The organism is Ochrobactrum sp. MYb379 (assembly GCF_037479515.1).
GTDB lineage: Bacteria > Pseudomonadota > Alphaproteobacteria > Rhizobiales > Rhizobiaceae > Brucella.
Genome location: NZ_JBBGYW010000003.1, coordinates 154,299 through 166,999 on the forward strand (window position 1 = coordinate 154,299; position 12,701 = coordinate 166,999).

Genomic DNA, 12,701 nt, shown 5'->3' on the forward strand with positions numbered 1-12,701 from the left:
ACAACAGATTTTGTCAGATCATAATTATTTCCAGATAGAGACCTATCCATAAAACAGTATCTGTTCAACAAAGAATTGATTGCAAGTTTGAAACATTATAGCGCGTCTCTTCTCCAGAGTTTTTGCCTTCGCGCCTTGCGGTTTGTGTTTATGGAGGGCTATATCGGACCCAACAAACGATAGTGCTTAAACACTCGATTCATGAAGGTGGAACATTCTCATGCAAGATACAGTCATTCTCGTCGGTTGCGGCAATATGGGCTTTGCCATGCTCAAGGGCTGGCTCGACAGCGGCATTCTGCAATCCGAGAATGTGTATGTGGTTGAACCATCCGAAGCTCTTCAGAGCCGTGCTGCGCTTGCTGGCGTTAATGCATGTTCGAGTGCAGATTCGCTGCCCGACGATCTTAACCCGCGCATGGTGCTGGTTGCCGTCAAGCCACAAGTCATGGGCACAGTTTTGCCTTCCTATAAGCGCTTTGCGCCAAACGCGACCTTTGTGAGCGTCGCGGCAGGCATTCCCGTTTCATTTTTTGAACAGCATCTCGGTAGCGATGCAAAGATCATGCGTTGCATGCCGAACACGCCAGCAGCCATTGGCAAAGGCATGCTCGTTACCTACAAAAATGCCAATGTCAGTGACGATGATGCAGCTTTCGTAAAGAGCTTACTTAAGACATCAGGCAAGATCGCAAGCATTACTGACGAAGCGCAGATGGATGCCGTGACTGCCGTTTCCGGTTCCGGTCCTGCTTATGTATTCCACTTCATCGAAGCGCTGACAGATGCTGGCGTGACAGCTGGTCTTCCGCGCGAAACAGCAGCGCTTCTTGCCATGCAGACCGTCATGGGTGCAGGTGCATTGGCCGCAGCAAGCAGCGACACCCCAACCAAGCTGCGCGAGCAGGTTACAAGCCCGAACGGCACAACTGCAGCGGCACTGGACGTCTTGATGGGTGAGGATCGCCTCAAGAATTTGGTTGCCGAAGCTGTCGATGCGGCACGGAAGCGTTCGATTGAGCTTGGAAAGGCTTAAACCAAAACACGCGGCACGGCTTCAATCAGCGCCTTTGTAACAGGCGCTTGCGGTGCCGCTATCAACTCTCGCGCCGGGCGACATTCAACAATACGCCCGCGCTCCATCACGGCAATCCGATCCGCCATTTGTGCTGCAACCGCCAGATCATGCGTGATGAAGAGATATGCCGTGCCTTCGGCCTTCTGTATCTCCTGCAATAGTTTCAGAATTGAGCCCCGCACCGTCACATCGAGCGCCGACACTGCTTCATCCAGAACGATGAGCGACGGTGTTGTTGCGAAGGCCCGTGCAATTGCCACACGCTGACGCTGGCCACCGGAAATCTCATGCACACCGCGTTTGCTCAATTTGGAATCAAGGCCAACCTTTTGCAGAAGCTCTGAAATATCGCGCCTTATCCCATGAATACGCAGCGGTTCGTTGAGCAGGTCATACACCGTTGCGCGTGGATTGAATGCCGAAAGTGGGTCTTGAAACACCATCTGCATCCGCGCGCGGCGCTTTCTTAATTCGCTGCCTTTGAACGCAAGCCAATTCTCATTCTCAAACTGGATTGAACCGGATTCAAGCGGATGCAGCCGTAGAAGTGCGCGCGCCAATGTGGATTTACCGCTGCCGGAAGGCCCGACCAACGCCAGCGTTTCACCTGCTGCAATCTCAAGATTTACATGATCCAGCGCGAGCTTATCGCCATAACGCACGGTCAGATCAGTCGCCTGCAACAAATGTCTATCCATGTTGAGGCTCCAGCACGGGAACGGCTGCAATCAGCGCTTTTGTATAATCGCTCTTCGGGTTTGTTATGATCGCACGCGCTGGGCCGCTCTCCACCAGTTCACCATGACGGAACACGGCAATACGATCCGCCAGATTGGAAGCCAGCGCAATATCATGTGTGATGAAGATTAGCGTCATGCCATCAGTCTGAACCAAGGCACGCAGCAGTGCCACGACTTGCCTTTGCACAATGGTATCGAGCGCACTGGTTGGCTCGTCAGCAATCAGCAGAGTGGGGTTTGCTGCTATGGCAAGTGCTATTGCGATGCGCTGTTTCTGCCCACCGGAAAACTGATGCGGATAACGCGAAAAACTTATGTCCGGCTCTGCTATCTGAACGCGCGCTAACAACTTGAGCGCCTTATCTTCTACCGCATGACGATCAATGTTTTCGTGAGCACGGATAGTTTCGACCAGTTGCGCACCAACACGCATCAAGGGATCGAAACTTGAAGCTGGATCCTGAAACACAAAGCCCACATCGCAGCCCGGCTTTGGTTTTCCATTCGGCCATAGGATCGCGCCTGAAACGCGAGCATTGGCTGGCAGCAGGCCAGCAAGAGCCAACGCCAATGTGCTTTTTCCAGAACCGCTTTCACCAATAATGGCAAGTGTCTCGCCGGCATATATATCGAGGTCAAGATTGTTGAGCGCTGTATCGCTGCCATAGTGCACGCCTAGCTTTTCAATATGGGCGAGCGCACTCATGCCTGCACCTCGCGCCGCGATGCAGCCTGTGTGATGCCTTCGCCCGCGAGATAGACACCAACGACAGTCAAAGCCAGCGCAAGCCCGGGCAGAATGGACAACCACGGCGCAGAGCGTAAAACCGTGCGGCCTTCGGCAATCATGCCGCCCCATGTCACGCGATTGGGATCACCAAGTCCCAGAAATGACAGCGCTGCTTCAATCAGAATTGCAGAGGCGACAATTACCGGAACAAGCGCCAGCACCGGCGGCAAGGCATTAGGGAGGATTTGCCGAAAAGCAATCTCCAGCGGGTGCATACCAATAACACGGGCTGACGCCACATAATCGCGCTCACGGATGGACAGTACCTGCCCGCGCGTAAGACGTGCAGCCTGCGTCCAGCTAGAAAGCGCAATCGCCGCAACCAGTACCGGCAGCGAAGGCCCGGCAATGCTGACCAATGCCAGTGCAAGCAAAAAGCCCGGTACGGTCTGAAAAGCTTCCGTAATCCGCATCAGCACTTCATCGACCAAACCACCGGCAAAACCTGCCAGCGTACCGACAATGCTGCCAATCAGAATGGATGCCGCCGCCGCCGCCAGCCCCACAATCAGCGATGTACGGCTCGCATGGAGAAGCTCGGCCAGCACATTACGACCCAGCCGGTCAGTTCCAAGCGGGAAGGATGCATTGTCGAATGGCGCAAGCATCGGCGTCGCAACAATACGCAGCGGATCACCGGGAAAAAGCAGCGGCGCAAAAAGCGCTGCTGCGATCAGCAGGAACAGAATAATCGCGCCTGCAACGCCCTCGCCCGATCCGAAATAGCGTTTCATACCACTCATCATGGCCGCACCTTTTGCGCAGATATGCGCGGATCAAGCCAGAGATAGAGAAGATCGACCACAAAATTGACGGCGATCACCATGATGGCACTCGTCAGAATAACACCCAGCAGCAAAGGTGTATCGCGGCTTGCAACCGCCTCCTGTGCGAGCCTTCCAAGGCCGGGAACTGCAAAGACGCTTTCAATCACCACGCTGCCGCCCAGCATAGAAGCGGCTTGTAGGCCAAGCATGGTCACGAGTGGCAAGGCAGCATTGCGCGCCACATGGCGCAGCACGATACGCGGGCGTGATATGCCTCGCGCTTTCAGTGCGCGGACGAAATCCATACGCCAGATGTCAGCCATAGAAGCGCGCATCACACGCAGATAAAGCGCCAAGTAAATCAGCGCCAGCGAGACCACCGGCAGCAGAAGATGACGCGCTATATCTAAGGCTCGTGCAAGACCTTCCTTACCAGAAGCAATCGTCTCAATGCCGCTTGAAGGCAGCCAGCGCAACCGGATTGAAAACAGGATGACCAGCACCAGTGCCAGCCAAAAACCGGGTATGGCATAAAGCACAAGCGAGGCAACCGACAAAAAACGATCGCGAAAACTTCCGGGTCTTGCGCCTGCGACAATACCCAGAGCCGACCCCACCGCGAATGACAGCGCCGTCGCAGCGCCCATCAGCAAAAGCGTATTGGGAAGGCGCTCAAGAATGATGCCAACAATGGGGCGGTTGAAACTGACCGACCAACCAAGATTGCCTTGCAAAAGTGCGGCAAGATAAGCAGTCAACCTGTGCCAAACGGATTGATCCAGCCCCCAGCGCGCACGCATTTCAGCCATGGCACTCGCATCACCGCCGAAGCTTACCGCATAGGCATCAACCGCATCGCCGGGCGCCAGTTCCAACATCAAGAAACAGCCGACAATAACAATCAGCAGCACAATCATGCTGCTGATCAGTCGTTTCCTGAAAAGAGTTAGAATCTGCGCCACGTCGTGAACGTACAATCAAAGCAGCGCTTCGTCACAATATTTCGTCACTGTTCAATAAACACATCTGCCCAGTTGGAAACTGCCCAGCGCGGATTGTTGGAGACATTCTTAACGCGGTCATTGGCAACCGTGATAAAGCCCCATTCCGCCACATTGATGAGCGGCAAATCAGCTTCGACCAGCTGCTGGAATTGATGATAAAGTGCTGTGCGCTTTTCCTCGTTAATTTCATGTGCAGCCTTAGCAATTACCGCGTCCAATTCCGCATTGGCGTAACCACCCTGATTGGAAAACGGCACGCCTGCTGCAATACCGCTTTCCACCAGAATGGTCGTCGAAATAGCCGGATCGCCACGATAGACGGTCGGTGCAATGGCGAGATCAAAATCGTGATCCGTATAGACTGCCTTCTGATGTGCTGCTGAATCATTATTGACGATACGCGCATCAATGCCGATTTCCGCCAACGCTTGTCGCAGATAATCACCAAACTGCTTGGTTTCATTGAAATATGGGGCTGGCAGCAGCTTTAGTGCAAAGCGCGTGCCGTCCTTGCCGCGCTTATAACCCGCCTCATCCAGCAGCGCATTGGCCTTCGCCACATCGAAAGGATAATCGGTGACATCGCCCGTATAAAACTGGCTGTCATATTGCGGAACGGGTCCGGTCGAAGGCTTGGCATAGCCCAAGAAAATCGTCTTCACGACGAAATCTCGATCAATCGAATGAGCGATTGCCTGACGAACTTTAAGGTCTGAGAGTTCCTTGCGGCGATGATTGATTTCAACGACCAGCTGATAGGTCAGCGCCTCATAGCCTTTAGAAATGACATTGATCCCCGGCACTTTTGAAATGCGGTCGAGATCGGCCAGCGGTACGGCGGAAAACGCAGCAAGATCAATTTCCTCGGCTTCCAGCGCACCTGCTGCAGCAGCACGATCCGGCAGCACGCGGTAAATGATTTCATCAAGATAAGGCTTGCCCTCGCCCCAATAATCTTCGTTTTTCGCAAGGCGATAATATTCACCGGTCTTGTGCTCTGCATATTTGAACGGGCCAGTGCCAATCAACTTCTCATTGGCGGGATTGGCGGCAATATCCGTGCCCTCAAACACATGCTTCGGCAATACTGCGGTGAGCGCTGGCAGCGCATTGCGAATAAGCTGAAACGGTGTTGGTTCACTGAAATAAAAAACTGCCGTATGCTCATCCGGTGTTTCGACTCTCTCCAAGGCCTTGAACACAACACGACCGAGATTTTGCAGCGGCTTCCAGACTTGCAGCGCCGAAAAAGCAACGTCTGCGGATGTGAAGGGCTTACCGTCATGCCATTTGACGCCATCACGCAGGCGGAAGGTTGCGGTCAGACCGTCATCAGAGCCTTCCCAGCTGGTTGCAAGGCGTGGCGCCAGACCGTTTTCACCATCAAATGAGGCTTCAGCCAAAGGCTCGATGACCTTGCTCGCCACGAAGAAAATGCCGTTGGAAGCGACAATGGCCGGGTTGAGATTGCGTGGCTCTGAATCTGCTGCAACAACCAGTCGACCGCCTTTTTGTGGTGCATCTTCAGCCCGTGCCAAGCGAGGCAACAGCGGCAAAGCCGCAAGCGATGTCGAACCAACCAGAAATGCCCTGCGTGAAGCAACAAACCGAGCCATATACCTGCCTCCGAAATTCCGTTTCCATTGTCTACAACGGCGCTACGGGAATTGCAGGGTAAATCCTGTCACAGTGGCAATAAATATCGAAACTTGTTTCTCTTTTCGTAAGGCTAATCCACTGGCAGCTCTCTGTGGGACCAGTCCTTTTTAGGGATAGGGTCACCAATCGCATATTGAAAAGACGAAACCGCCATGTCTTTTGGGTTAACTTCGCAATTGAAATCGAGGTTGTACCATTTTGCATGACTTCTGAAGGCACCATCGGACATTTTCAGACTCGATGCTGTCAGCGCCCCACCCGTTCGCGCCATCATATCAGGAATAATATCAGGCCGGTGATGCCGGATTTGCTCCAATGCCTCTATTCCGCAAATCTGAATGACGCGATCCGTGGGAGAAAGCTTGCCCAAAGCCTGTTTGACATTTGGGTTTGAAAGCGCATCCTTCGAATATATTTTCTTGGCTTTTGTCATCTGCACTTCTTGCTTCGCCAAACTGGCTACACTCACAGCCGATCTTTCGGCGCTCAAAATTGGATCAGTGGCAGATGATTTATTCTGATTGGGTTCGGTTTCGCTGTCCGTCGGTTGAGCCGCATCTTCACCCTCTTGTTCAGAAGGCGTTGAGGGCTCGATTTTGGTGTTTTCTTTCTCTTCGTTTGCAGCTGTCTCAAACGCCTTTTGTTCAGATGCGGCTCTGGCAGCATCATCCGTCTTATCCGACTGTTTCTCAGCCTGTGCCGAGGGTGGTGGCGGAACGAGTTCGACCTTTACATCCTCAGGCTGGACAGAATGCGTCGATACCGGAAAGGTGATCAATAATAGCGCGAGCACAGCACCATGCAGGCCGACTGAAACGACGCCACCCAATATCGTGTCTTTGTCCACCACAGATGACGATCCCTTCATTTCGATCCAATTAGGGACTGCATAAAATAGATGCGGGCCTCAACTAATGCATATCAGGCAAAAACATGAAGCAATTTCGCTAGAAAATCATCTATTTCCTAACGCGATCAAGATCGTGCTGTGAAAACACTGAACATACATTGCCTAAATACACAGACTTTGCAAAAACGCTTAAACATCTCCACTGGCAAATTCGGCCATGCAATACACTGCCAAGCAATGCTCAAAGGAAGAGATTTTCTGATGACTTTTATAGATAGCCAAATGCAACGGAAAATTAGCTTCGCATTCGGCGCAATGCTTTTGATCACTTCGCCAGTCTATTCACAGGTTGCATCAACAATTCAGACACCGCCAGCATCCGCTATCGCCGCGCTTTCAGGTGAACAATCCCTGCATGAACTCGCTCTGGCCAATCTCGTTGCTTCAAACTGCGAGATCAGTGGCGTGACAAAAGGCGATGCGGCACTGATCGGCGGAACAGCACAAGCCGTGGCCAGCCACATGAATTTGACTATGGATGTTTACATCACCAGCTACGTTCAACCGGCAATGATGAAACTCACAACTCCAGCTGCATGTGAAGAACATGCACCCACGACAACCAACGTCTTAAAGAAAATAAAAGAGTTGGGTGGGACAGTATTGGATTGATCAAAGAAACTTGCTTACATCTTGAAAATAAATCAAAAGCAAAACCAATCACAGCTTTTGGCATGAGAGATGTAATAGAATGTACGAGAAGCGTACCACTCCACCAGTGATTCAAAGCCGTTTCATTGAACGGATGATGAAACATGCTCTTTATGTAATAGTCGTCATGCTCATCTCGGTGGCAATCGGTGCAGTTGGCTTTATTATTTTCGAAGGCCTTGGGCTTGAAGATGCAATACTGCATTCAACCTTCATTCTCAGTGGTTTTGGTTTGATCACCGTTCCTGCAACTACTGCAGGCAGAATGTTCGCTGGAATATATGGCCTGTACGCCAATATTTTTTTCCTGGCGGGCTTCAGCATCATGTTTGCTCCAATCATTCACCGTATATTACACAAAATGCACGCGGATGATTTCTGAACCCAACGGAACTGATTTTCTCTTACCGGCCTTATTAAAGAAATTTTCTCCTTGCCAAACACCCACCCTTGCATAGATCATGGTTAATTATGTGTTGTCGTATTTCGTGAGGAGATGTTCGATACGGCACATACATGGCGAGCTTTTACAGCTCTTTTAACCGCATTTGCGGAGTCCTGTATTGTAGTTTCCGTAAGTGCCTGAAGCCAATCATATTGGAAGAGAGGAAACAGAAATGTCTAGTTTGCTGCCCCCACTTCATGACGGTCATGCACCGATCTATTTGCATCACGCATTTCAGAACGCAATCGATGCTTATGAGGACTGGAACCTTGAATCGGCTGAACCAGTCGTCGCAATCAATGGCAAGATAACGCGTATTAGCGTCGTTTTTCGGCGGCTATGGAGTTGTACCGATACCGTCCCGCGTCATACGCTTGAAGCGTTAAGGGATATCGTTCCATCAAACCTTATCCATGCGGAACGCTGGAAAGACAGCGCTACATTTGCCGAAGCTGCCCATCTCATGCGCACAGCACTGGAATGGCGCAAAGCTAGGCGCGTTCCCGTCGTCTGCTAAGCCAGACTAACTTATGCTGCGGGCGGGATTTGCCCCGCCCGTTTCCAATCACAATCTATAATTCAAAGCTTGCGGAAGCGTACGCGCGCACTGCGCTCAATGGCTGCAACGGTCAATTCGTCCAACGACCAACGGTCACGCAACATCTGCAAAAACTCAAGCTCTTCCTGCTCAACATGTAAATCAGCAGCAGCCACCTCAACAGCCAGCGCATAAGCGGTATCATAGAGCTTTTCTGGCAGAGCATCATGCGCCAAATCGAGAATGCGCTCCAGACCATCGTCATAGGAAAGCATCTCAAGACAATCACTGGCCAGCTTCGGCAATCGAGTAGCATCAAACCCCTGAAACACAGGCAGACGGGAAACCACATTGCTGATGGATGCCAATTCCGCATCGGTCATCGTTGTATCTGCGGCGGAAGTCGTCACCATGATGTAAACGAGCGCGTCATGAGGCGAAATGTTTTTCATCGAATGCTCCTGCATCGTCCAACCGGAATCATAGTTTCGGCTAATTTTGGAGAAAATTAAGGAGCATATAAGGCTTACGCAAGCAAATTCGGACGTAATCACTGTGCCAAAGATTGACGTGTAGGCTTCGCCGCGCCATAGAGCAATGGTACATAAGTGTGCAAAAAATTTCAGCAAACAAAGCCCTTCACAGGACATCAGGATAACATCATGACTTCGCACCGCCTTCCCGAAATTACGCTGACCCCGGAACTGACCGCGGCGGCTGCGGAAGCGAAATCGTGGCCCTTTGAAGAAGCGAAGAAAATCCTCAAGCGCTATGCCAAAACCGGCATGCCAGAAACCGTGATTTTCGAGACTGGTTACGGCCCATCGGGCCTGCCACATATCGGCACATTTGGCGAAGTGGCACGCACCTCTATGGTCCGCCATGCCTTCCGCATTCTCACGGAAGACAAGGTCAAGACGCGCCTGATCTGTTTCTCGGACGATCTCGACGGGATGCGCAAGATCCCGGAAAATGTGCCGGACAAGGCAGCGCTGGAACCTTATCTGCAATTGCCGCTTTCCGCCGTGCCAAACCCGTTTGGCGGCGAATATAAGAGCTTTGCCGAGCATAACAATGCCATGCTCTGCCGCTTCCTCAATACCTTTGGTTTCGATTACGAATTTGCCAGCGCATCCGAATATTACCAGTCCGGTAAGTTTGATGCAGTTCTACTGAAAGCTGTTGAACGCTATGACGACATCATGAAAGTGATGCTGCCGACGCTCGGCGAAGAGCGTCAGGCGACCTACAGCCCATTTCTGCCAATTTCGCCAAAGTCTGGCCGCGTGCTTTACGTGCCGATGAAGAGTGTGGACGCCAAGACTGGCACCATCACTTTTGACGATGAAGACGGTGTTGAAACCACGCTTTCCGTCACCGGCGGCAAAGTGAAGCTTCAGTGGAAGCCAGATTTCGGTATGCGCTGGGCTGCACTCGGCGTCGATTTCGAAATGTTTGGCAAGGACCATCAGACTAATGCGGGTATTTACGACCGCATCTGTGAAATTCTTGGCGGTCGCGCGCCAGAGCATTTCGTTTACGAACTGTTTCTTGACGAACTTGGCCAGAAGATTTCAAAGTCAAAGGGCAATGGCATCTCGATTGACGAGTGGCTGGCCTATGCGCCAACCGAAAGCCTTGCGCTCTATAACTTCCAGAAGCCAAAGACCGCGAAGAAGCTCTATTTCGACGTGATCCCGAAGGCCGTGGACGAATATTTCACCTATCTCTCGGCTTATAACCGTCAGGAGTGGAAAGACCGCCTGAACAATCCGGTCTGGCACATCCATTACGGCAATCCGCCAAAAGTTGAACTGCCGGTTACATTCGCGCTGATGCTCAATCTGGTCAGCGCATCGAATGCGGAAAACCCAAGCGTTCTCTGGGGTTTCATCTCCCGCCATGTGCCGGGTGTTACGCCTGAAAACAATCCGGAACTCGACGCGCTTGTTGGCTATGCAATCCGTTACTTCAACGATTTTGTGAAGCCGACCAAGCAGTTCCGCACCCCTGACGACGTTGAACGCGCAGCTCTTGAAGGTCTTGATGCGAAGCTTGCTACGCTTCCAGCTGGTAGCGACGGCAATGACATTCAGAACTCAATTCTGGACGTTGCCCGTGCAATCGAGCGCTATCAGGATCACACGAAGAAAAGCCCTGAAGGCGGCCCCGGCGTTTCGGTTTCCTTCTTCCAGATGCTCTATGAAGTGCTGATCGGTCAGGAACGCGGCCCACGCTTTGGTTCATTCGTTGCCCTTTATGGCATCGATGAAACCCGTGCGCTCATTCAGAAGGCTCTTGCTGGCACATTGTCGTAAGTGACAAATAATTCGAAAAATGCCCTGCGCCGATCAATCAGCGCAGGGCATTTTATTTTATATCATCTTCCACTCTGATTAAAACTAAGCAGGGGGGAAGACATCAAATGTTCAATACGCATATCCCAAAAACCGTTTCACATTCTTAGAGATACGCTCTAATTTTGCGGCGCAGGCGGAAATTCACCATCAAGCTGTTGTGGTCTTGTCGGTTGAAGAGGCGTCTGTGGCACTTGGATTGATGGCTGATTGCCCCCATTGCTAAACTCTGGCAACGCGGTTTCAGGCTTATTTCCATAGATCCCGAGTTTTCCTGCCTCTGCTTTTTCACCCGCTTCCTGATATGCACCACCCGCAACAGCTTTCGCCCAACCGTTGGCGACCAACCACTGCGCTGCATCGTCATTGCCGACGCTGCACTGCGTCGCAATAGCAGCGCCGCTATCATCCTGCGGTAGTCGGCACATAATTGCCCGAGCGCGTAACCACTGACGAAAAGCTGTGCGCGCCTGCATACCACATGGCCAGCTTTCACCCGCTGACGACTGGCACATTTGCTCGACCGGCATGACGTCTATGCCTTGCAAATCAACAATACGCCCCTGACTTTCAAGCCGCCCTGCCGCTATTGCGACAGGTCGCTGCAAAAGCTGCATCGGCTCCCCATCATCCACTGGCGTTGCAGGTACTGGCGGCTCAGGTGGTTTTGGTGTTGAAGCCAACCCAAGATCACTCAGTGGCGGCCGTGCAGATTCACGCTCAAGTCCACCTTGTCCTGTTTGCGTGGAAGAATTCTGCTCTGTAGTCGTTGGCGCGGTGTCAGGAGTTGATGTCTCTTGGGGTGCGGGATTGTCCTCACCCACATTTTTATCAGGCTCGTTATAATCAAACTGCTCAACAACAATCCCATTGCCAGTAGAAGCATCAGGTTTGCTTTGACCGTCGCCACTTTCGACAATCGTCACCGGGCGATCCAACGCACCGTAAAACGGTGCAACGAATGCAGCGACGAGAATGGCCCCGGTTAAACCAGCCAAGCTACCGAAAACAATCCGGGCATTATTTTTACGATGCGGCCTGGCCATTACTGACTGGCCCATAGAATGCGCGCGACCCACTCAACATCTTTCATTTCAAAAGCACGGTTCGGAAATTCAGGATTGAACGAATGTAATTCGATTGTGCGTGGCGTCTGGCGATGTAGAATTTTGGCCATAACCTCTCCGTCTTTCGTGCGAACCACAACACGATCACCGCGTCGAACCGCTGCATTGGGTGCTACAACCAGCGTATCGCCATCACGATAAAGCGGCAACATCGAGTCGCCAGAAACTTCCAGCGCATAGACATTATCTGTGGGAGCCGCGGGAAACTGAACCACATCCCAGCCCTGACCAGCTGGAAAACCGGCATCATCAAAATAGCCGCCAGCCCCCGCTTCAGCCATGCCAAGCAGCGGAATGGCGCTTGGCTCCTGCAAATATTCACCATAATTGGGCGTCGAATTTTCACCACGGATGAGCCGGGTAAATTCATCCAATGTTGCCCCGGTGGCTTCCATCACTTTGGCAAGTGACTCTGTCGAAGGCCAACGCGCGCGGCCATCTGATGCATATCGCTTGGACTTATTAAAAGTGGTTGGATCCAGCCCTGCACGACGCGCAAGACCGGACGCACTTAAAGAGCTGCGTTCTGCCAAGGCATCAATCGCAGCCCATACGCTATCGTGAGAAAACATTGCCGCAACCTACAAAAGAGGATTTTAAACCTAATTACCTAACATATATTGTGGCGAACTTAA

Annotated in this window: 14 protein-coding genes; 5 read left to right on the forward strand and 9 right to left on the reverse strand. The window is 51.9% G+C overall.

Features of this window, described 5'->3' with window-relative positions:
* The first annotated feature begins 220 nt into the window (after positions 1–220).
* Positions 221–1,036 carry a pyrroline-5-carboxylate reductase gene (gene proC / locus WH356_RS07965; protein ID WP_339509658.1) on the forward strand — a complete coding sequence of 272 codons (816 nt, stop codon included), beginning with the start codon at positions 221–223 and terminating at the stop codon, positions 1,034–1,036.
* Here the strand turns inward: proC and WH356_RS07970 are convergent.
* From WH356_RS07970 to WH356_RS07995, 6 genes are all read right to left on the reverse strand, one after another.
* On the reverse strand, positions 1,033–1,776 hold the full coding sequence (locus WH356_RS07970; RefSeq protein ID WP_339509659.1) for an ABC transporter ATP-binding protein: 744 nt from the start codon (positions 1,774–1,776) through the stop codon (positions 1,033–1,035). The genes proC and WH356_RS07970 overlap by 4 nt on opposite strands.
* Positions 1,769–2,524: an ABC transporter ATP-binding protein gene (locus tag WH356_RS07975; protein WP_339509660.1), complete on the reverse strand. Its 756-nt coding sequence runs from the start codon at positions 2,522–2,524 to the stop codon at positions 1,769–1,771. The genes WH356_RS07970 and WH356_RS07975 overlap by 8 nt, the downstream gene beginning before the upstream one ends.
* Positions 2,521–3,351: an ABC transporter permease gene (locus WH356_RS07980; protein WP_339510313.1), complete on the reverse strand. Its 831-nt coding sequence runs from the start codon at positions 3,349–3,351 to the stop codon at positions 2,521–2,523. Before WH356_RS07980 ends, WH356_RS07975 begins: the two co-directional genes overlap by 4 nt.
* Positions 3,351–4,352, reverse strand: a complete 1,002-nt coding sequence (locus WH356_RS07985) for an ABC transporter permease (RefSeq protein ID WP_339509661.1) — start codon at positions 4,350–4,352, stop codon at positions 3,351–3,353. The genes WH356_RS07980 and WH356_RS07985 overlap by 1 nt, the downstream gene beginning before the upstream one ends.
* 29 nt (positions 4,353–4,381) lie before the next feature.
* Positions 4,382–5,995: an ABC transporter substrate-binding protein gene (locus WH356_RS07990; protein ID WP_339509662.1), complete on the reverse strand. Its 1,614-nt coding sequence runs from the start codon at positions 5,993–5,995 to the stop codon at positions 4,382–4,384.
* Between the two features lie 113 nt (positions 5,996–6,108).
* Positions 6,109–6,906, reverse strand: coding sequence for a DUF930 domain-containing protein (locus WH356_RS07995; RefSeq protein WP_339509663.1), 798 nt, complete (start codon positions 6,904–6,906; stop codon positions 6,109–6,111).
* Between the two features lie 120 nt (positions 6,907–7,026).
* Between WH356_RS07995 and WH356_RS08000 the strand changes: the two genes are divergently transcribed.
* The 3 genes from WH356_RS08000 to WH356_RS08010 all read left to right on the forward strand — a co-directional run bounded on the left by WH356_RS08000 (position 7,027) and on the right by WH356_RS08010 (position 8,561).
* Positions 7,027–7,560, forward strand: coding sequence for a hypothetical protein (locus tag WH356_RS08000; protein ID WP_339509664.1), 534 nt, complete (start codon positions 7,027–7,029; stop codon positions 7,558–7,560).
* A 79-nt stretch (positions 7,561–7,639) separates the two neighbouring features.
* Entirely contained in the window at positions 7,640–7,981 is a 342-nt protein-coding gene (locus WH356_RS08005; RefSeq protein WP_339509665.1) for a hypothetical protein, read from the forward strand.
* 235 nt (positions 7,982–8,216) lie between these two features.
* Positions 8,217–8,561, forward strand: coding sequence for a hypothetical protein (locus tag WH356_RS08010; protein ID WP_339509666.1), 345 nt, complete (start codon positions 8,217–8,219; stop codon positions 8,559–8,561).
* 62 nt (positions 8,562–8,623) lie between these two features.
* Here WH356_RS08010 and WH356_RS08015 read toward each other — a convergent pair whose 3' ends face one another.
* A complete protein-coding gene (locus tag WH356_RS08015; protein ID WP_339509667.1) occupies positions 8,624–9,034 on the reverse strand; it encodes a tellurite resistance TerB family protein in 411 nt (136 codons plus the stop codon).
* A gap of 210 nt (positions 9,035–9,244) precedes the next feature.
* On the opposite strand from WH356_RS08015, the gene WH356_RS08020 reads away from it, so the two are divergent.
* Positions 9,245–10,900 (forward strand): lysine--tRNA ligase, encoded by a 1,656-nt coding sequence (locus WH356_RS08020; protein WP_339509668.1) that lies wholly within the window; start codon positions 9,245–9,247, stop codon positions 10,898–10,900.
* A 158-nt stretch (positions 10,901–11,058) separates the two neighbouring features.
* On the opposite strand, the gene WH356_RS08025 is transcribed toward WH356_RS08020, so the two are convergent.
* A complete protein-coding gene (locus WH356_RS08025; RefSeq protein WP_339509669.1) occupies positions 11,059–11,985 on the reverse strand; it encodes a thermonuclease family protein in 927 nt (308 codons plus the stop codon).
* Complete coding sequence (locus tag WH356_RS08030; RefSeq protein ID WP_339509670.1) at positions 11,985–12,638, reverse strand: S24 family peptidase; 654 nt, start codon at positions 12,636–12,638, stop codon at positions 11,985–11,987. The genes WH356_RS08025 and WH356_RS08030 overlap by 1 nt, the downstream gene beginning before the upstream one ends.
* Positions 12,639–12,701 lie beyond the last annotated feature (63 nt).